The sequence below is a fragment of the Bacteroides sp. 51 genome (assembly GCF_010500965.1).
Lineage (GTDB): Bacteria > Bacteroidota > Bacteroidia > Bacteroidales > Bacteroidaceae > Bacteroides.
This window is the reverse complement of record NZ_QVMI01000004.1, coordinates 165,917-185,693: the sequence shown is the minus strand read 5'-3', so window position 1 is coordinate 185,693 and position 19,777 is coordinate 165,917. Positions and strand designations below refer to the sequence as shown.

Below are 19,777 nucleotides of genomic sequence, written 5' to 3'. Positions count from 1 at the left end.
ATTAATTCAACGCTTTATTCAACATATAATACACCTCGTTCATGCGAAGTTCTTTCTTGAATTCGGGCATTGTAGTGTTTTCGTCGATAACTACCATTTCGATGCCTGCAATCTCAGCGTAATCTTCCATATATTCTACGGTAAGGTCGTAAGAGAAGCTGGTGTGGTGTGTACCACCTGCCAGAATCCATGCGCCTGCACCTACTTCCAGGTTTGGACGGGGAATCCACAATGCCGAAGCCACAGGAAGTTTTGGAAGGGCTTTGCTCTTGATACAATCTACTTTATTTACGATCATACGGAAACGGTTGCCCAGGTCGACGATAGTGGCAGCGATACCTTCGCCTTCTTTAGACGTAAATACCAGACGGGCAGTTTCGCTGTCAATACCAATGCTCAGGCGGTGTACTTCCAATTTAGGCTTCTCAGCAGAGATTAATGGGCAAATTTCGAGCATATGTGCCTGAAGAATGGCGCTCTTTTCTCCGTCGAAATGCAAGGTGTAGTCTTCCAGGAAGGAGCAACCTTTGGGCAAGCCTTGTCCCATGAACCACATGGTACGGTATAGGGCTGCTGTTTTCCAGTCGCCTTCGCCTCCGAATCCGTAGCCTTCGGCCATCAGGCGTTGGCTGGCAAGACCTGGAATCTGATCCATCAAACCTAAGTCGTTAAAGTTGGAGGTGAATCCTTTCGCTCCGGTGTCTTTCAGTATGCGACGGATAGCGATTTCTGCCTTAGCTGAATTCCATACTTTGGTATATGCTTCGGTGCCTTCTTCTTCCAGTTCAGGAGAGTGGTCGTACATGGTAAAGTATTCTGCTACCATTGCCTTTACGTCTTCGTCTGTAACTGCTTTGTAGTACTCCATCAGATCATTTACGGGGCAGTAGTCTACGTGGTAACCCAGACGCATTTCTGCTTCTACTTTATCACCGTCTGTTACGGCAACGTTGTTCATCTGGTCGCCAAAACGAATGATAAGCATATCCTGAGCATCTGCCCAAGCGGCTGATACGCGCATCCAAACCGCAATCTTATCTTGTGCCGCAGCATCTTGCCAGTGACCTACAACGATTTTGCGGGGTTTACGCAAACGGGCAGTGATATGTCCGAATTCACGGTCGCCATGAGCCGATTGGTTCAGGTTCATGAAGTCCATGTTCATGGTGTCCCAGGGAATTTCTTTGTTGAACTGTGTATGGAAGTGGCACAATGGTTTGTTTAGTGCCTGCAAGCCGTGAATCCACATTTTAGCGGGCGAGAAGGTGTGCATCCAGGTGATAATACCGATACATTTCTCATCATTATTGGCTGCTTTCATAACAGCGGTAACTTCTTTAGATGAGTTTGCTGTGCCTTTATATACTACTTTTACAGGAAGTCTTCCCGAATCGTTCAGTCCTTTAACCATTTCATTAGAGTGTGCATCTACAGCGATTACTGCGTCACCTCCGTACAAGAGCTGTGCTCCTGTTACGAACCATACTTCATAATTTTCAAACATACTATTCGTTATTTTAGTGTTATTATTGGGTTTTGATGTTAATGATTTGCTGTAGGGGCGGGCCTTGTGTCCGCCCTTGACGGGGAATGGTGAAACTAATGATACACCTTGCGGCGTCAGGGCAGACACAAGGCCTGCCCCTACAGGTAAACTATTTCTTTTCTTTGAACGGTAGTGAGAATTAAGTAGTAAGTAGTCGTACAAAATGAGCAGTTTTGGGCAGGTTCCTTACTACTTAATCTTACTACGTTTTATCTGCATAGAAGCCTGGAAGCGGTACCTTACCGCTGTCCGTAATAGGCATTTGGTCCGTGCTTACGGCTAAAATGTTTCTCTATTAAAAGAGGGTTCATGGTCAGGTTTGGATTGGCTGCATAAGCTATGCTTGCCATTTTTGCTACCTGTTCCATCACTACTGCATTGTGAACCGCGTCGTGCGCGTCCTTGCCCCAGGAGAAAGGGCCGTGGTTTTTGACTAATACCCCCGGAGTATGAACGGGGTTCATTCCTTCGAAACGGGCAACGATTACATTGCCGGTTTCCAGTTCATATGCTCCTTCTACTTCCTCTTTGGTCATATCTGCTGTGCAGGGAATGGCATCGTGGAAATAATCGGCATGCGTGGTTCCTATATTAGGTATGTCAAGACCAGCCTGTGCCCATGCCGTAGCATAGGTAGAGTGTGTGTGCACTACACCACCAATTTCGGGAAAGGCTTTATAGAGCACAAGGTGAGTAGCTGTATCTGATGATGGTTTCAGTTTACCTTCCACCACATTACCATCTAAATCTACCACAACCATGTCTTCCGCTTTCATATCATCGTAAGAAACTCCACTCGGTTTGATGACCACCAATCCGGATTCCCGATCGATAGCCGATACGTTTCCCCAGGTGAATATCACCAAGCCATGTTTAACCAGGTCGAGGTTAGCTTTGAATACTTCTTCTTTTAATGCTTCTAACATATAAATTTCGCAGTTGTTATAATTTAAATTTCGGGTCCTTGCGATATGCCTTATTGTTAAATTGGTACAAAGCGGCACCTCGTTTAGAACCTTGTTTATCAATCTTTTCGGTTTTTTCGATATAGTCCATCTCGGCTACGCGTTTACGGAAATTCCGTTTGTCTATTTCTTCACCATAAATGGCTTCGTACAGACTTTGTAGCTGTGATAGGGTGAATAACTTAGGCAGCAGGTTAAACCCGATAGGTTTGGTTGAGGCTTTCTGTTGCATGAGCTTCCGCGCCTTTTCGACCATAATAGAATGGTCGAAAATAAGTGGAGGAAGTTCATTTACGTTAACCCAGAATGCATTGTGCTGTTGCACTAATTTACGGTCGTACTCATCAATGTTGATCAGGGCGTAGTAGGCAATAGATACTACGCGTTCGCCCGGATCGCGACTGACTTCACCAAAAGCGCCGACTTGTTCCATATATACATTGTCCAGCCCTGTCAGGTCGTGGAGAACGCGTTTGGCGGCATCATCTGTGCTTTCGTTCTCTTGAGTAAAACCTCCCATGAGAGACCATTCGCCCATAGCCGGTTGAAAATTACGCTTGAGTAAAAGCAAGTTTAATTCTCCATCGTTGAAACCGAAGATAATACAGTCGATACCAACGTAAAACTTGGGGTGATGGCTATAATAGTTGTTCATATCACCAGAAATAGATGTAGAAGGCGGCTGTGATGCCCAGGATGATTACGGTGTGGATAACATCCCATTTGTTCCAGCTTGCGCGGGTTTCGGCTTTTTGTTCCGGGGTTGCGGTACCGAATACAAGTCCTTGTATTTTTGCTGCCGACGGAGCTTCTGTGGCAAGGCTGACAACGATTACGACAATGATACAGAACAGGAACATCCATCCGCAGAAGAACAACCAGTTCAGATCGTAGAATACATACTTGAACAGCGAGTCGGCAGCTTCAACGTTACTGTAGTAAACTTTAGCTCCCAGGCGGGTCAAACCAATAATCATACCTGAAAGTAAGCCCCACATGCCCCCTTTAGCAGAAGTACGTTTCCAGCAAATACCCAGCAGGAACGCAGCCGCGATGCCCGGAGCAAGTACAGACTGTACGTCTTGCAGGTATGTATAAAGCACATCACCTACGCTACGCATGATAGGAATCCAAAGGATACCAAGAACAACGATTACCACTGTTGCAGCCTGACCGATGCCTACCAGTTTCTTCTCCGGTGTATTTGGTTTGAAGCGTTTGTAGAAGTCGATGGTAAACAGCATAGCCGACGAATTGAATAGCGAAGCCAATGAACTCATCAAAGCGGCAAGGATACCACATACTACCAGACCTTTAACACCAGCCGGAAGCAATTTGGCTACCAGCGTTGGGAAGGCGGCGTCAGCGTTTGCTGTTACACCGTCCGATAGCATTGGAAGGAATCCTCCGGTTTCAAGACCTTTCTGGTGCAATGCGAATGCAATCATACCGGGAATAAGGAACAGGAATACAGGAAGAAGTTTCAGGTATGCACCGAAGATGGTACCCCGGCGGGCTTGAGTCTGATCTTTTCCGGAAAGCACACGCTGTACGATGTATTGGTCGGTACACCAGTACCAGAAACCGATAATAGCCGAACCGATCAAAGCTCCCAACCAAGGGAAGTTAGGGTCGTTGTTGCTACGGATCAGGTTGCTCATGCTGTCGCCATATTCATTCACGGTAACGCCACCACAAATACGGATCATTTCGTCCCAGCCGCCAAGTTCTTTCAAACCTAACACAAGGATGATCAACGAACCTAATAATAGGATAGGGGTTTGCAGAACCGAAGTATAAAGTACCGACTTCATACCACCGAAGATTGTATATACAGCCGTGATTAATACCAGCCCGATTGCGGCGATCCAGAAGAAGTCAATTCCCCAGAGTGTGTCGATACCGAATACTTGTTGGAACACAAGACCACCGGCGTAAACCGTTACGGCAACTTTGGTTAATACATAGCTTACTAAGGAGATAACCGAAAGGATCGTTCTTGATTGTGGATTATAACGTCGCTCAAGGAATTCGGGCATCGTGTACACCATGCTTCGGGTGTAGAAAGGTACGAATACCCAACCCAGAATAAGGATCATCCATCCCTGAATTTCCCAGTGTGCCATAGCCATACCGCTTGATGCGCCGGCGCCGGCAAGTCCGATTAAGTGTTCCGAACCGATATTGGATGCGAAGATAGAAGCACCAATGGCAATCCATGTGGCATCACGTCCGCCTAAGAAATAATCTGCCGAGTCGTTTTGCTTTTGCTTAACTACCCATACTATAATTCCGATAAGAGCCAGGCAAAAGACTCCAATGACAATCCAGTCGAGTGATTGCATAATAAATCAATTTAAGAGTTAATATTATTTTTCTACTGTAAACTTATAGATACATACGCTGTTGTACGTCTGTCCCGGTTCAAGGACTACCGATGGCCAGTCGGGTTTGTTCGGACTGTCGGGGTAGTGCTGGACTTCCAGGCAGATGCCTGTGCGTTGGTTGTATACGATGTCTTTTTTACCTGTAACGGTTCCGTCGAGGAAGTTTCCGGTGTATACCTGGATGCCCGGCTCGTTGGTATAAACTTCGACTGAGATACCGCTTTCGGGCGAGGTTACTTTGGCTGCAAGTTGTTTTGCATCGCCGTTTGTATTCAATACCCAGTTATGGTCGTAGCCATTACCGTTTTTCAGTTGCTCGTAATCGTAGTTATTGATTTCGGCGCCGATTGCCTTAGGCGTAGTGAAGTTCATCGGAGTTTCGGCCACCGAAAGGATTTCGCCTGTCGTCATAAACGTACTGTCTACCGGGGTGAAGTTGTCGGCATTGATGTAAAGGATATCGTCTGTGACGGGTTTTGAAGCATCGCCCGAAAGGTTGAAATAAGAATGGTTGGTCATGTTGATGATCGTTTTCTTATCGGTAGTTGCTTCGTATTTAATCTCAATGGCATTGTCTTCGGTCAGTGTATAGGTCACTGTGGCCACGACATTGCCCGGGTAGTTGGCATCTCCGTCGGGAGAGGTACGGGTCATGGCAATGGCTGTTCCGTTGATGGGCTTGGCTTCGTACACCTGGTATTGCCAGCCCTGGGGACCTCCGTGCAGGCTGTGGCCGAAGTTGTTCTGAGGCAGTTGAATGGTTTCTCCGTCCAGTTCGAACTTACCGTCTTTAATGCGATTGGCGTAACGGCCGATGGCTGCGCCGAAATCGCTGGGTACATTAATATAGTCGTTGATGTTATCAAACCCAAGTACAACGTCTTTCATTTCGCCGTTTCTGTTGGGTACCATAATAGATACGATACGGGCACCGAAGTTGGTGATACATACTTCCATGCCTGCTTTGTTTTTCAATGTGTAGAGACTGACCGGTTGGTTGTTTACTTCGGTTTTAAAATCGGCCGGATTCAAACCGGACAATGTAAGCTCTGCCTGTGGCTTGTTGGCGCATGATGAGAGCATCAGGGCAGCAAATCCAAGTGGTAATAACAGCTTTTTCATGTTTTCCTTGGTTATTGAATAGTTAATGTAAATGAGGTACTTAATTTGATTTGAGTGTAAAAGTAACACTTATTGGTGTAGGTTGTACACTTATCGTGTATGTTGTATAGCATAAAGTATAAAAAAGAGAAGAAGATAAGATGTAAGGGCGGTTCGTGAACCGCCCAATATACAGGAAACCATTTTCGGGCGGTTCGCGAACCGCCCCTACAAGACGGTTTTTTGTTCAATTACCACTTCTTTCCCCAATACGTCTTTGAAGTCGTATATCCGGCATACACAATGGTGTGGGTTCTGGGTTGGGCTTCCCAGTCGACTTCACGTTGCAGACACAATTCCACGCCGTTGGCAGTCAGTATTTGTTTTTCTGCATCGAAGCTCCAGGTTCCCCCTTTCCAGGTACCGGCTGTAATGGTATGATCGGCGGCGAGGGTCATGTTGCTCGATTCCTTCTGCTTTCCATAGGAATAGGACAGGTCGATGTGTTCCCAGTTGCCTACCAGTTCATCTTCCGTAATGGCTACTTTAGGAACAGCTCCGTATCGTTCGGGCATTACGACCGGCCAGCCTTGAGAGTTCCATTGTATGGAGCGTATGTGTCCCATCATCACGGCATTACTGGCATTAATTCCACTGATGTTTTCAGGTAGGCGGCCTTGCGAAGCATAATACCAGTTGCCGTTGCCGTCGTCAAACACAGCGCAATGCGCGATGCCTACCCATCCATAGCTGTTGTTGAATTTATAAGGATGGGTTACTATCGGGAGGATTTCATTGCTGGTGGTAATGTCGGCTCCGTTAATGCCATAATAAGGTCCGGTGATGCTTTCGGCACGGGCAACGCGGGTGTTGTATGGCACAGCCAGTCCGTCGTAAGCCATAAATAAGTAGAAGTATCCGGTTTCCGGGTTGTAAATAACTTCTGGAGCTTCCGAACCTTGCCAGCGGCTGGTGGCTCCGCGTTTGTAGATGAGTTTTCCGTAGGTCGATTCCTCGGTAATATCCCAGGGTACACCTAGTTCGCTAAGTGGCTTACCGGTCGAGGCGTCTAGTTGCAGAGCCGCGATACCACTGTGCCATGAGCCGTAAATGAGCCAATGTTCGTTGTTATTGGTAATAATGTACGAAGGGTCGATGGCGTTCCATTTGAAATATCCGCTCCAGTCGCCTGTCGAAGTACGCGTCCATTCGTTCATGCCTCTGTCTGAGGAAGAACATACTACGAAACCTTTGTCTTCCCAAACGTTACCGGCTGGGTCGCTGGTTTCCATCAGGCCGATAAAGGCGCGTTCGGTCCAGGAGTTATCGAAGTTTGCAGTCGTATTTGTTGCTCCTGTTTTGATATAGTTATCAATAACAACGGAGTAGTACATACGGTATTTTCCGCTGGATACTTTACGGGCTACGGGCGCCCAATAGCCATAACTTGGATTCTCTATCGGATCAAGCCCTTGCGTAGCACGGTATTCATTCAGTTTGGTTTTGATCCAGCTTGGCGTATCGGTCATGGTGCCACCCAGGTATTCCCAGTTTACGAGGTCTTTGGAACGACGGCCGTGGAAATGTCCGTGCCCATCATGAGCGTTTCCGTAAGATGCATCGGTCTGATACATATAATAATAGCCATCGTCGGCTTTCATTACCGAAGGGTCGTGCACGTTGGCCAGGTTCCATTTACTGCGTTGGTCCCAACCGGCAATGCCGGTGTAGTTATCTTCATATGTGGGGGCCACGTAGTTTTCGAGCTGTTCATTAAGGCTTAGGCTTTCTGTAGTTGCCGTGAGCACATCCGAGTAGGTGTAACGGCTGTTACCGTAGGCATAAGCACGGATATAGTATGAGGTGCTGCCCGACAGGCCGGTGATGGTGGCACTGAAATTCTCGTCTGCTTCTACAATGTTGTCTTTGATGGTGGGGGTCTGGGCGTTTACGCTATAGCAGAAACCCTTCATGACTACGTTATTCAGATTGCCGGTGACTGACGAAGTGACGGTCAGTGAGGTGCTGGTAGTTGCGGCCACCTGGGGGGTGGCTACAACTACATCGCTGGTTCTATCGTATTCGATATTGTCCAGCCCATCGGAGCAGGCCGCGAAGGCGAGGACCGTAAATAGGGATATTAAGAGGAATGTTGGTTTCTTCATTGGATTGGTAAGTTTTTAAGTTAATTAAACACCAGATGACAACCATCCACCGTCAATGCGAAGTTCAGGTCGTTGGAATCCACTGTGTTGATACCTAAATAGTACTGCGTAGAGGTGGTACCTGTTGTACCCTCCATCACTGCCTGAACGTCGGCGGTGCCATTGGCGCAGTTGGTTACATAAACTGTGACTTTGGCTCCATTCATACCGGCAAGCCAGGGGGCCCAGTCGCCTTGTGTTCCGTTGGGGAGGCAGGCAGCATATCCGTCGCCCCATCCAAAGTTGTCGGCGCGAACCACTGCATATTCGGCAAGATCGGCTTTGCGGAGAACCACAACAAAGTTGTTCCAGTTGCCGGCCTGACTGCTGTAGTTGGTGAAGGTGATAGACTTTGTTTCGCCCACAGGTACCTTGAAGTCGTCTGAGAAAGCTCCCCACCAGCCCGTTGAGTTATCTGCGGCTCCTACCATATTGGCTGTGTTGGTCACGGCAGAAGCTGTTGACTCGGATACGGCAACGCTTACTGTTGCGGTGACTCCTTCTTCGGCGGTAATGGTAACGGTCTGCTGACCGGTCTTCGCAGGAACGGCAGAGAAGTTGAGTTTCGCGTTATCGAAGGTTCTTGAGCTTCCGCTGGCGTAAGTTGCTGTAACCACCATGCCTGTTGGGTCGAAGGCCATTGTCCGGTCTGCCAAAGTCTGGGTGGCAGCCGAGGTATAATAATAGTACTGCGTGTTCGAGGGTGGGGTAGTCACCTCGATGGATACCATCATTTCCATGACTTCAAAAGTAGCATTAGCCACAACCGGTTGATCGCAATTCTCACCCTTAAAGGTCTTGTTGTAGATGGCTACAAGCGTTTTCACGCCCAGTTGCTCCATGTCGGGGATGGCAGAGAAATAGAGTTCGGAAGCCGGTACGGTTTTGGTCACTCCCTCTTCAAAGGTAACGATGGCGGTGACGTTGGCCATGGCATCCTCGAGCGAAGTACCCAGGCTGACCTGATCGGGCACATCTTGCAGTACCATGGATACCGGATTTTTGTCTTCGGCAGAAGTCAGCCCACCGATAGGAACGATGTTGGTCTGCTGGAAGTTGATGTAAGAACCTTCGGGAACCAGGAAGCAGCGGATGTTGGTGTTGCTCGCATCTGCGTTCAGATTTTCTTCCTTGTAGGGTTGCGCGTAGGTCTTGGTGGCTTCGCTGTTGGTCATCTTTACGTTGAAAGCGCTCGCGCTGGTGCGATCCACGGTGAGGGTTATCTTGCCGCCCAGGCGCTGTATGTTAGCGTCTGCATTATCAACGGGATCGAGAAGCAACGTGCCCGAGATGTATTGGAAGTTGATATGATCGCCCCACTGGGAATTGTAAGTCTCAGGGCTACCGGTGACGTCGAAGCGGATGGCTCCGTATTCGGTATATCCTGTACCGCCACGGTCTACATCGTTGGTGATGATAAGGGCAAAGTTCTTGTAATACGTATTGTCGGCCGGATTGATGTGGAGGTTGAACACCGCATTCCACTTCTCGCCGTCGGGTATAACGTAATACTTGGAGAAGGCAGACCAAAAGCCGGAAGTGTAATCCGTATTTCCGAAGGTGTACACATCTTCCTGCATGCCTTCAAGCTCTTCCTCTTCGGGTGGTTTCTTCGAATCTTCAATTTCCTGTATCTTATCCGAAATCCAGTCGGGGGCGTTTACGTCGTAAATTTCGCCACCCTCGCAGCCTGTCAGTGCCAGCAACCCCAAGGTTACGGTACAGCAAGCGTATGTTATTCTTTTGAGTAATCTCATTGTCTTAAATTTAAAGAGTTATTGTTTTAGTATCTACTGCTTAAATCTACAACCGGACGCACTTTCCAACCGTTGCCGCTGAAATAAGTGGAGTTATCCGTGCTATAGTTAGCGGAATTACCTTTCAGGTTGGGGTTGTTGTTCATCAACTGCTGCACAATGGGCAGGAATTCGTGTCCGGGCAAGAAGGTATCGTACGTGCTCTTCAACTCAGAGTCGGTTGCTACGTCGCTGTAGCTCACCGGATTCTTTGTTCCCTCGGTAGAGCGGCGAACGGTGCCATGCTCCTTAAGCTGTTGCAGGCGACCGCTGTTGTAGAAGAAACCCCAGCGGATGAGGTCGAAGCCCCGGCCGAATTCGCAGCCGAACTCCTTGGGACGTTCCACGTTGGCGATCTGCTCGAAGAGCTTGTCGGCGTTGTTGAAGTCCGCGAGTTCCAGGTCGGCCAGATTGGCGCGGCCTCGCACCTCGTTAATCCAGTCGATAGCCTGCCGTGTGGGGCCGTTGACTTCGTTTTCGCATTCGGCGGCACGCAGCAATACATCGGAATAGCGCATCAGACGCAGGTTGATACCACAGCGCAAACCTGTAACCACGGTACTGTACAGACCGGTACGGAGGTTGGTGAATTTGGCAATGGGCAGACCGCCGTAAATGTTGTTGGTCACGATATTGTCGGTGGCCGTAAGTTTTTGCGTATAAGCTACATTACCATATTCGAAATCTGCCCAGTCGGGTTCGTAGGTTCCGATGGTCCAATACAGACGCGGGTCGAGTGTACCGTTCGTAGTGCGCTCTTCTCTGAAAAGATGATAGAGCCAGGGCGAAGCCGAGATATCTGCCCAACCGCCATAGTTGCCGGGAGCGAAGTTGCTCTCAACGGCCGAACCTTGTGTGGCATTGGGGCTGGTGTTCACCGGCGTCCATTCGTCGTCCGTGCCTTGCGATCCATAGTCGAGGTATTGCACTTCGAAGAGGCTTTCAGCGTTGTTCTCGTAGGCAGAACCTTCGCGGAAGTTATCTCCATAGTTCTTCATCAGGCTGTACGTGCCGTACTTCTTACCGATGATGTCTTTCAATACCGGGAGTGCCTCGCTGAATTTTTGGCGCATCATCAGGGCGCGGGCATAATAGCCTGCCGCAGCACCACAGGTAACACGTCCGCCAGCCCACTCGCCGCCTTCGTCGCGCGAAGGAAGCAGTTCCATCGCTTCTTTGAAATCTTTTTCTACCTGATCCAGTACGTCATCGTAGGTACTGTTTCCCCCGTAAAGCCCTTCGAGCGTGGAGTAGGAGGCGTAATCCGTAATCAGCGGCGGATTCTGGTAATAACCCACCAGGTTGTAGTACGACAGTCCGCGCATGAAAAGCACCTGCCCCTTGATGCGTTTCATCTTTTCCGTGAGCTGGCTGTTATCTTCATCGCAACGCGAAATGGCGAAGTTACACACGTTGATGGTGTAGTACCATTCCCGCCAGGGCCACCACGTAATGTCCGAAGTAACCTCAGCATTCAAATCATCGAAAGGCATATACCATACTTGCGACGAGTTCCAGGCTTCATCTCCACGGCACACGTCGATGGTGTAGCCCACACGGGCGTAAGAACCCTCCATACGGATGTGGTTGTAGGCGGCAATCACCGATTCCTCCAAATCATCGGCATTATAGCCGAAAGTACTTGAGGTTTGCTGGTTGGGATTCAACAAATCCAGCTTGTCGCTGCAAGAAAACAGCGTACTCATTCCCAAAATGAGGGCAAGTGAATATTTATATAGTTTCATAAAATATGTTTTTAGGTATTGACGATTAGAATGTAAAATGAGCGCCACACATGAATGTACGTGCGGTAGGATAAGAACAGAAGTTGTATCCCGGAGTGAACGTTCCTCCCGCATAGTCAACATTATAACCGTGATAGCCGGTGAATGTGTGTAGATTCTGTGCCGACACGTACAGGCGTACATTAGATACGTATTTGCCGAACCACTGGTCGGGGAAGTTGTAGCCCAACTCTATATTGGCAATCTTCCAGTAGGCTGCGTTCTGAATTTTGCGCTCGCTGAAAAGGTCGTTCCAACCCAGGCTGGCACTGTTGGTCACATACGTGCGTGGCACGTTGGAGAGGTAAGTGCTACCGTCCTCGCTCCAGCGGTTGGCATCGAGCATGCCCACCTCTTTGTTTCCCCAGCCGTAGGCAGAGTTAAGCGAGTTGTAGATGTCGTCGCTGACGTGATATTTCAGCGCGCCGAACGTAGCGATGCTCAGGTCGAAACGCTTGTATTCAAAGCGGGCACTGAGGCCGAAATTAATCTTCGGCATACCGCTGCCCAACACCACCTGGTCGTTGGCATCAATTTTACCGTCGGGCACACCGTCCGGTCCGCTTACATCTTTATAAAGACAGTCGCCAATCTGGGCACCCTCTTGCGTGGCATGGCTGTCCAGGTCTGCCTGCGTGCGGGCAATACCCTCATACACCCAGCCGTAGAACTGACCTATTTCCTGGCCCACATTGGTAATGTAAGCCCCGGAGATGTAAGAGTCGGTACCAAAACCTAACGAAGTGACACGGTTGCGCAACGTGCTGAGGTTGCCCGAAATTTCATACTTGAAGGCGTTGTCGCGGTTGCGGTAGGTAGCCGAGAACTCAAAACCGGAGTTGTTCATCGAGGCGGCATTCATTGTAACAGTAGTATTAGACACACCGGCTTGCTCGGGAACAGGAACGGCATACAACAAGTCTTCGCTGCTATTCTTGTACCACTCGGCCGTAAACTCCAGGCGGTTGCGGAACAAGGCGAGGTCGATACCCACATTGTAGGTCTTCTTTTTCTCCCATGCCAGGTTATTGTCTACGAACGTGGAAACGGCAGAACCGGTTACTACGGTACCATTGAAATTGTACGTCATGTTGTTGCGCGACATCACCGCCTGATACATATACTCACCGATATTCTCGTTACCGAGTTCACCATAACTACCGCGAACCTTGAACATATTTACCGTATTGGTATCGAAGGGGAAGAATTTCTCTTTGTCGAAGCGCCATCCGGCAGATACGGAGGGGAAGGTGCCCCAACGGATGCTCCGTGTCAGGCGCGAGCTACCATCGCGGCGCACGGTGGCCGAGAGCAGGTAGCGGTCATCGTAATTATAATTAACGCGCCCAATGAACGACGTGATGGCGTGCTTGTACTCGTAGCTTTCAGAATATGTGCTGGCCGCATTCTGGAGCTGTAGGAAGTAAGGCTCGGTGAAGTTGATACCCCATCCGGTCAGCTCGTCGGTGTTTTCCTCCTGATACGTCTGTCCTGCCACTACGTTGATGTGGTGATTGCCTATCGTACCGTCGTAAGTAAGTACATTCTCAATCAGCGCGTCCGAGTAAGTGCGTGTCTTTTTGGTAAGCCGTTCGTTGCTTTTGGCCAGGTACACACGGTTACTTTGCACCCATGCAGGTATCCAGGTATGGTCCTTGGCGTGGGTTTTGCTGTAAGAGAGGTTCACCTTATAGTTGAGCTTATGATTTTTGCTATCGACGCCAACCATTTTGAGCAGATCCACATCGGCCGAGCCGGTTCCCACGAAGCGGTCCACGCGGGTGTTGCGTTCCAGCAGGTGATTTACCAGCAACGGGTTGGAAGCGGAGATGTCGCCATGTATGGTATCGTAATAAACGCCATAGCCGTAAGCGTCATAATTGTAGTTGTTGGCTATTCCTACCAGGTTATCGAGTACCCATGTTGACTCGTCGTATGCCTTGATGGTGGGCTGCATGAGCAAGGTACCGCGCAATACGTTGGTTACGTCGCCATACAAACCCTGAACGTATTCGGAAGCATTCGACAAGCCCATGTTGTCCTGATTCGAGTGCGAGTAAACCAAGCTCGTCTGGAACTTGATAAATTTCGTATCCATCGTATTGTTCACACGCGCTGTATAACGTTCGTAGTTAGGACCGGCACCTTCGAGCGTCCCTTTCTGGTTGAAATAATCTAATGATACATTATAGGTGTTATTGGCACCCCCTCCGGAGAGGTTCACGTTGTGGTTCTGGCGGATGCCCGTTTTGAACACTTCTTCAAACCAGTTGGTGTTGGTGTCGTCCTGGAATTGATATTTTCCGGTTGCGCTGTTCAATGTATATCCCGATGGCAACGGCGTGTTGGAGTTTGCCGCCGATTGACCGAGGTACTGACTGTATTGGTCGGCATTCATTACATCATAAACGTTACTGGGAATATTATCCACGCCGAAGTATCCAGTGTAGTCTACCTTCAGCGGTTGGTCTTTTTGCCCGCGTTTGGTTGTGATGATAATCACCCCATTCGCCGCGCGCGAACCATAAATAGCAGCCGCCGAAGCATCCTTCAATACCTGGATGGTTTCAATATCGTTCGAAGAGAAATCGCGGATGGTCGTTCCCATCGGCACCCCATCAATCACATACAGCGGAGCGGTGCTGCCGAAAGACCCGACCCCACGGATGCGGACGGTAGGGTCGGCACCGGGCTGCCCGTCGGAGGTGACTTGCACGCCGGGAACCTTACCTTCGAGCATGGTGGAGATGTTGGAGTTTGATGTCTGTTTCAAGGCTTCCGCATCTACTACGGCAACAGAACCGGTTAAGTCGGACTTCTTCTGCGTACCGTAACCCACGACCACCACTTGGTCAAGCATCTTGCTGTCGGATTCCAACTGGATGGTTTCAATGATGGCACGATTGCGAACGGCCACTTCGCGTTCCTTGTACCCCACATAGCTTATCAAAAGAACAGCGTTTCCGGGAACCTCCAATTGGAAGTTTCCGTCCATGTCGGTAATGGTTCCGCCTTGTCCGTCTTTAATTTTAACGGTAGCCCCTATCATGGGTTCGCCTTGTTCGTCGACTACCTGGCCACGAACCTGGACAGTAGGAGATTGTGCCACGGTAGCCATTGCAGGTGTAGAATATACCGCCATGCCGCCGAAGGTACACAGGCTAAGCATTACGGAAAAGAATAAATGTTTCCTCATCTTTAAAAGTATTAAGGTTGTTAATTTGATGGATTAGAATTGTAATTAACCCTACCGGAGATGGTTGGGTTACAGATTTCATAATAGTGATGGCATTTTCTTGTCCTCATAATATAGATTTTATTGGTTAATGAATGATTTAGTGTAAAAACTACACTGCAAATATATGCGTACTGCGTGTTTTGATGGTGGACGTTTGTGTTTTGATAGTGGATAATTGACCATAAGTCAAAAATAGGAGTAAAAACAACCTATAATATAAGGATTCCTTACTCCACTCTAAATCTCCTTCGAAATATCGATTTGCGTTTGCTGCAAACATCAACTTGCGTTTGCTGCAAAGACAACATTGCGTTTGCAGCAAACGCAAGTTGATGTTTGCAGCAAACGTAAAAACCGGCTTCAGAAGCCTTGTGGGGCAGTTATTTTAGTGCCATTTAAGAGATGTTATGCTGTTTGGGTTTGTTTTATATGTATAGAGGTGTTGATAATTTTCCTAAAGGTGTGTGTTTAACCTATTTCACCCTCCATCAAGCTGCTTGGCGGAATATTATATCGCTTAGTAAAGCATCGTGTGAAGTACTTCGGATCATTAAAACCTACCTCGTATGCAATCTCAGAAACATTCATGTTCCGGGTCACCTTGTTCTTCTCAATCAGTTCGCGGGCAATATTCAACCGGTAATTACGGATAAACTGCCCGATGGATTGCCCGGTGAGGCTTTGCATTTTCTTGTTAAGCAAACTTTTACTTACCCCCATGGCCTCAATAAAGTCGCCCGATTCATAGGCGGGGTTCTGGTAGTTAGACTTTATAATATCCAACGCTTTGTTCAGGAACTTTTTATCGCTCGATTCTTCTTCAATGTTCAACGCTTCGACATCCATTTTAACTGCAAACTGCCGCTGGTATCGTTTGCGATTCTCCAGGATATTTGATATGCGGGTGAGTAGTAACTCTTCATTAAACGGTTTCAATAAATACTCGTCCACCCCCGTACGGTAACTCTCAAGGCGTGATTCCTGTGAAGTCTTAGCTGTAAGCATCAGGAAGGGGATATGCGAAATGGCGAAGTTCTCTTTTACCTTGCGCGACAATTCTATGCCATCCATTATAGGCATCATCAGGTCACTAATGATGAAATCGACATTGCAGGTAGACAAAGCCGTCAATGCTTCGGCCCCGTTCTCGGCTTCAAGAATGTTGTATTGTTCCGAAAGTATGGAGCGGATATACCCGCGCATATCTTTATTATCCTCCACAATCAGCATCGTCAGGCGGTTGGGGGAGAAGTGCGAGGGCACAAAGTCCGGCGTATCGGGCAGGATAACCGGGTGTGCAATAGCGGTATCCATAGTCAGGGCAGCCTCTTCACGCGATAGCGGCAGGCTAATACAGAACGAAGCCCCGACTTTACGGTTGTTCCTTACCTTAATCGTTCCGCCATGCAACTGCACGATCCGCTTCGAGAGGTAAAGCCCGATGCCCGTCCCGCTCTGTCCATAAACCGGAAAAGAGCGATTGGCTGCGGCACCTTGCTGCGATTGGTAGAAGCGGTTGAAGATCTTGGCCATATCTTCTTCGGCCACTCCCGATCCGGTGTCTCTTATACTTATATATAACCATTCTTTTGCGGGCGGCACTTCATCGCTCGCCTGCATGGAAACCTGGCTGTGGCACCTTGCCACCGAGGCCACGTATATACTCACCTGTCCACCATCGGGTGTGAATTTAATAGCATTGGACAACAGGTTGGTAACCACCTTTTGCATGGCGTCCTGATCGAAAAGGATTTCGGGCGATGGAAGCCGGTAGTATTTGCTGATCGTAATGTTCCGTTCTTCGGCAAAGACGGTGAATGGGAGAACAATGGAGTCGATGAATTTCAGGAAATCACTCTTCGTTTTATTGATATCCAACTTACCCGATTCTACCTTGCGGAAGTCCATAAGCTGGTTCACCAGCGAGAGCAGGTACTTGGAGTTTCTTTCCACAAAGTTTAGCTGCTCTATCACCTGCGGGTTATAACTGAGTTTCAGCGCTCGTTCAATCGGTCCGATAATCAGGGTGATAGGTGTGCGGAATTCATGGGTAATATTGGTGAAGAACGATAACTTATCAATCGTAAGCTCCTGCACCTTCTTAGACATCTTAACGAGCTGTGTTTTCTGCCTGGTAATCTTATCATTTTGTTGCGTAAGTACCTCATTTTGAAGTGCCAGTTCCTTTGTCCGCTCTTCTACCGTGCGGTGAAGCAACTCTTTTTGCTCCTGCAAGGTTCGGATACGCCTTTTATATATGTATATCGTGGTACAAATAACAAACACGATCATCAGCAGAATAAACCAGGGACGTTTGTAAAAGAACGGGCTTACGATGACCGATAGCTCAGTCACCGGTAAATCTCCTGTCACCCCTTCGGGGATATACATCACCTGGAAAACATAATCTCCGTGTTTCAGATTCGTGTAGTTGGCAAAGCGGCGACTGGATGGTGTTTCAATCCACTCATCGTCAAAGCCCAATAAACGGTATTTGTAGGTTGCCGCCTGCGAACTGTAATTCAGGGCCGAGAATTCCAGGGAGAATGATTTATCGCTTTCGTGCAACTGCAAAACCCGGGCCGTAGAAATATTTGTATCTATATGTTTGCTATCCGGGTAAACCTCCTCATTCATAATGCGGAGTTTGGTAAATCTGACAAGCGACGGAGCGTTTAGTATTTGTTGTTTATTGGCTTCTATGGCAGTTAATCCATTTAATCCCCCGAAATAAAGTAATCCGCTTTTCGAGCGATAATGCGCATTCCAGTAAAACTGATTATTCGATAGCCCATCTTCTTTCGTGTAGTTTATAAAACTATTCGTTGAACCATCAAAACAAGATAGCCCGTTGTTTGTACTTACCCACAGTCTGCCCCGGTCATCTTCCAGTATACCACGAACACCGTTATTGATTAATCCGTGATCCATGGTGTAAGACACAAAGTGATTGTTGTTCTCTTCTTCGATAAACTGATACATGCCATACGCATTACTACCTACCCATATCGTACCATCTTTGGCCTGATAAAAGCAGCTGGCCTTTTCCAGTAACCTGGATTCCGGTTGGTCAAGTTTATATTTAAAATGCTTATATGTAAAGAATCCATCCTTGCGGGAATGCAGGTCAATGACATAAATACCCTCCATTGAACCCATCCAGAGACGACCTTTGGTGTCAATGAGCGCTCCAATACAACCAAAGGCATTTTCCGTACCCTTATCATTAAAAGGAAGCGATATCTGATCGGTTTGCATATCGTAAAAGTAAATGCCGGGATTCGTACCTATCCATACGCCCCGGTTGATGGGATCGTAATGCAATGAGCCAACAAAATCAATCGGAAATCCGGGATAGGTATGCGAAGATATATACTTCATAGCCCGGCGTTCCGGATGGTTGATATCAAGTAAGGTAATGCCGTTTCCCCAACTTCCTATCCATAAACGGTTTTCATGATCCGAAGTCAATGCGCTGACCGAATTGTGTGCTATATACGAAGGAGCATCAGTGGTGTAGTGTGTAAATTGTTCCTGTCCTTTAAGTTTCCGGTTCAATCCACCCTCTACTGTTCCTACCCATAATGTCTCGTTTTTATCCTCATAAATCGCATTAACCGGATTTTGTGAAAGACTAAAAGGATTTTCCTTACTATATGCATAGTTGCGTACAGTTAGGCGTTGCGGGGTCATTTTATTTATGCCTCCGGTTTCACTGCCAATCCATATTATATCTTCATCCGTAAGTATACAGTTCAGGAAATTGGAGTTTAGACTATTGTTTCTGTGCACTGAAGATTTGTCGTTTGTCGAAATACGTTCAAAGTCATCAGTTATCGGATTGTATATGTTTAACCCCCTTAACGTACTAACCAATAGTCGTTTGTCGTGGGTAACAGCCAGGTCGGTAATGTAATCCTGTGATATCGAACGAAGATTATTCCGGTTGTACATGTAGCCTTTTAGCACGTTTTCATTCCGGTTATAGCGGAACAGGCCACTGTTTGTTCCTATCCAAACTTCATTTTCCTTTATAATAAGCGATAAAATAAGTAAGTTTGGTTCGAGCGTTAACCCTTGTGCAGCCTGGGTGCTTCGTAAAGTTCCATCTTCCGCAGCATATAACTTGAGTACCGAACTTCCCCATCCAATCCAGATATTTCCGTCTTCATCAATATCATTCATTGTAATGAACTGTATAGGCGAGGGAGGAATCTGTAGTGAAAGAACCCGGTGTATTTCTCCCCGGGCATCAAACTCGATCTTGTGAATAAGGCCATTGTCGTATAACCATATATTGCCTTTGGAATCTTTAGCTATAGACAGTGCGTTTCCATTTCTTAATACTTCGAATGCTCCTTTATGATCGGTTAGAATGACATGTTCCTGTGTCGAAAGATCCAGAATATCTATGCCTCCTTCAGAAATAACCCATAGTCTGCCGAAGTTGTCTTCGCATACTTTCCGTATGAAATTACTTCTCAGTTTGCTTCGGGTTGTATTGGTATTATGGTGTATAAACTCATAGCCATCATAGCGCGACAACCCCCCTCCGGCAGTGGAAATCCATAGAAAACCCTGTGAGTCTTTGTAAATGTCATCAATGAAATTATGAAGCAATCCATTGTCCATCGTCACATACGTAGTGTTGTAGTGCGTAGAGAATGATTCCTGCGCAAAGAGATACCCGTTTTGGGTACAGTAGTACAGTAGAAAAAGGAATGTGAAGGCTAACTTTTTCATATTACCAGATTAA

The 19,777-nt window shown here is 47.6% G+C and carries 10 protein-coding genes; all 10 read right to left on the bottom strand.

Annotation, left to right across the window (positions count from 1 at the left end; genetic code table 11):
• Position 1: 1 nt before the first annotated feature.
• Positions 2 to 1,504 carry an L-arabinose isomerase gene (araA, locus tag D0T87_RS05470; RefSeq protein WP_163173603.1) on the bottom strand — a complete coding sequence of 501 codons (1,503 nt, stop codon included), beginning with the start codon at positions 1,502 to 1,504 and terminating at the stop codon, positions 2 to 4.
• A 281-nt stretch (positions 1,505 to 1,785) separates the two neighbouring features.
• Positions 1,786 to 2,472, bottom strand: a complete 687-nt coding sequence (locus D0T87_RS05465) for an L-ribulose-5-phosphate 4-epimerase (RefSeq protein WP_163173601.1) — start codon at positions 2,470 to 2,472, stop codon at positions 1,786 to 1,788.
• 16 nt (positions 2,473 to 2,488) lie between these two features.
• Entirely contained in the window at positions 2,489 to 3,166 is a 678-nt protein-coding gene (locus D0T87_RS05460) for an NUDIX domain-containing protein (RefSeq protein ID WP_163173599.1), read from the bottom strand.
• 1 nt (position 3,167) lies between these two features.
• Positions 3,168 to 4,856, bottom strand: coding sequence for a sodium:solute symporter (locus D0T87_RS05455; RefSeq protein ID WP_163173597.1), 1,689 nt, complete (start codon positions 4,854 to 4,856; stop codon positions 3,168 to 3,170).
• 24 nt (positions 4,857 to 4,880) lie between these two features.
• Complete coding sequence (locus tag D0T87_RS05450; RefSeq protein ID WP_163173595.1) at positions 4,881 to 6,020, bottom strand: aldose epimerase family protein; 1,140 nt, start codon at positions 6,018 to 6,020, stop codon at positions 4,881 to 4,883.
• A gap of 230 nt (positions 6,021 to 6,250) precedes the next feature.
• Positions 6,251 to 8,164, bottom strand: coding sequence for an arabinan endo-1,5-alpha-L-arabinosidase (locus D0T87_RS05445; RefSeq protein WP_163173593.1), 1,914 nt, complete (start codon positions 8,162 to 8,164; stop codon positions 6,251 to 6,253).
• Positions 8,165 to 8,184: 20 nt separating this feature from the next.
• The gene (locus D0T87_RS05440) at positions 8,185 to 9,960 is read right to left on the bottom strand and encodes a bacterial Ig-like domain-containing protein (RefSeq protein ID WP_163173591.1); all 1,776 of its coding nucleotides are present in this window, start codon (positions 9,958 to 9,960) and stop codon (positions 8,185 to 8,187) included.
• 26 nt (positions 9,961 to 9,986) lie between these two features.
• Positions 9,987 to 11,744, bottom strand: coding sequence for a RagB/SusD family nutrient uptake outer membrane protein (locus D0T87_RS05435; protein ID WP_163173589.1), 1,758 nt, complete (start codon positions 11,742 to 11,744; stop codon positions 9,987 to 9,989).
• 25 nt (positions 11,745 to 11,769) lie between these two features.
• The gene (locus D0T87_RS05430; RefSeq protein ID WP_163173588.1) at positions 11,770 to 14,979 is read right to left on the bottom strand and encodes a TonB-dependent receptor; all 3,210 of its coding nucleotides are present in this window, start codon (positions 14,977 to 14,979) and stop codon (positions 11,770 to 11,772) included.
• A 510-nt stretch (positions 14,980 to 15,489) separates the two neighbouring features.
• The gene (locus D0T87_RS05425; RefSeq protein ID WP_163173585.1) at positions 15,490 to 19,764 is read right to left on the bottom strand and encodes a two-component regulator propeller domain-containing protein; all 4,275 of its coding nucleotides are present in this window, start codon (positions 19,762 to 19,764) and stop codon (positions 15,490 to 15,492) included.
• Positions 19,765 to 19,777 lie beyond the last annotated feature (13 nt).

What these genes read in the sequence shown, in the direction of transcription:
- araA (WP_163173603.1), bottom strand. Translation starts at nt 1,504, where the DNA reads ATGTTTGAAAATTATGAAGTATGGTTCGTAACAGGAGCACAGCTCTTG.
- D0T87_RS05465 (WP_163173601.1), bottom strand. Translation starts at nt 2,472, where the DNA reads ATGTTAGAAGCATTAAAAGAAGAAGTATTCAAAGCTAACCTCGACCTG.
- D0T87_RS05460 (WP_163173599.1), bottom strand. Translation starts at nt 3,166, where the DNA reads ATGAACAACTATTATAGCCATCACCCCAAGTTTTACGTTGGTATCGAC.
- D0T87_RS05455 (WP_163173597.1), bottom strand. Translation starts at nt 4,856, where the DNA reads ATGCAATCACTCGACTGGATTGTCATTGGAGTCTTTTGCCTGGCTCTT.
- D0T87_RS05450 (WP_163173595.1), bottom strand. Translation starts at nt 6,020, where the DNA reads ATGAAAAAGCTGTTATTACCACTTGGATTTGCTGCCCTGATGCTCTCA.
- D0T87_RS05445 (WP_163173593.1), bottom strand. Translation starts at nt 8,164, where the DNA reads ATGAAGAAACCAACATTCCTCTTAATATCCCTATTTACGGTCCTCGCC.
- D0T87_RS05440 (WP_163173591.1), bottom strand. Translation starts at nt 9,960, where the DNA reads ATGAGATTACTCAAAAGAATAACATACGCTTGCTGTACCGTAACCTTG.
- D0T87_RS05435 (WP_163173589.1), bottom strand. Translation starts at nt 11,744, where the DNA reads ATGAAACTATATAAATATTCACTTGCCCTCATTTTGGGAATGAGTACG.
- D0T87_RS05430 (WP_163173588.1), bottom strand. Translation starts at nt 14,979, where the DNA reads ATGAGGAAACATTTATTCTTTTCCGTAATGCTTAGCCTGTGTACCTTC.
- D0T87_RS05425 (WP_163173585.1), bottom strand. Translation starts at nt 19,764, where the DNA reads ATGAAAAAGTTAGCCTTCACATTCCTTTTTCTACTGTACTACTGTACC.